The following is a 1,049-nucleotide window of genomic DNA, read 5'->3' as shown; positions in this document are numbered from 1 at the left end:
TTGGTGGTGCCTGGGTACTCTTCCTTCAAGCCGATCTGCGACAGGCGACGGTTCGCGATGAACTTGAGGTAATCCTCCATCATCGCCGCGTTCATGCCCAGCACCCCACGCGGCATGGTGTCACGCGCGTATTCGATCTCCAGCTGCGTACCCTGCAGAATCATCTGGGTCGCTTCTTCCTTCATCTCGGCATCCCACAGGTGTGGGTTTTCGATTTTGATCTGGTTGATCACGTCGATACCGAAGTTCAGGTGCATCGACTCATCGCGCAGGATGTACTGGAACTGCTCGGCCACGCCGGTCATCTTGTTGCGGCGGCCCATGGACAGGATCTGGGTGAAGCCGCAGTAGAAGAAGATGCCTTCCAGTACGCAGTAGTAGGCGACCAGGTTGCGCAGCAGTTCCTTGTCGGTATCGACGGTGCCGGTTTCGAACTTCGGATCGGAGATCGAGCGGGTGTACTTCAGGCCCCAGGCGGCCTTTTTGGCCACCGATGGAATCTCGTGGTACATGTTGAAGATCTCGCCTTCATCCATGGCCAGCGATTCGATGCAATACTGGTAGGCGTGGGTGTGGATCGCTTCTTCGAAGGCCTGGCGCAGGATGTACTGGCGGCACTCCGGGTTGGTGATCAGGCGGTACACGGCCAGCACCAGGTTGTTGGCTACCAGGGAGTCGGCGGTGGAGAAAAAGCCCAGGTTGCGCATGACGATGCGGCGCTCGTCGTCGGTCAGGCCTTCGGGGTTTTTCCACAGGGCGATGTCGGCGGTCATGTTGACCTCTTGCGGCATCCAGTGGTTGGCGCAGCCGTCGAGGTACTTCTGCCAGGCCCAGTCGTACTTGAATGGCACGAGTTGGTTGAGGTCGGCGCGGCAGTTGATCATGCGCTTTTCATCAACGGCGACGCGGGCGGAGGCACCTTCCAGCTCGGCGAGGCCTTCGGCGACGTCGAGTTTGTCCAGGGCGGCCTTGGCGCGCACGATGGCGGCGGAGTCGTTGGCGGTGACGGCGCGGGCTTCCACGGCGGCAGCGGCGCCGGCACCGTCGAG

Annotated in this window: 1 protein-coding gene; it reads right to left on the bottom strand. The window is 61.0% G+C overall.

Annotation, left to right across the window (positions count from 1 at the left end; all coding sequences use genetic code 11):
• Positions 1-1,022, bottom strand: a 1,022-nt coding sequence (locus JMV15_RS27800) for a ribonucleotide-diphosphate reductase subunit beta (protein WP_201491983.1), incomplete at its 3' end; no start/stop codon positions are given.
• Positions 1,023-1,049 lie beyond the last annotated feature (27 nt).

The sequence above is a fragment of the Pseudomonas paracarnis genome, assembly GCF_904063055.1.
In the GTDB taxonomy this organism is placed as follows: Bacteria; Pseudomonadota; Gammaproteobacteria; order Pseudomonadales; family Pseudomonadaceae; genus Aquipseudomonas; species Aquipseudomonas paracarnis.
Note: the sequence above shows the minus strand (reverse complement) of the source record. Positions and strands in the feature narration are given on the sequence as shown.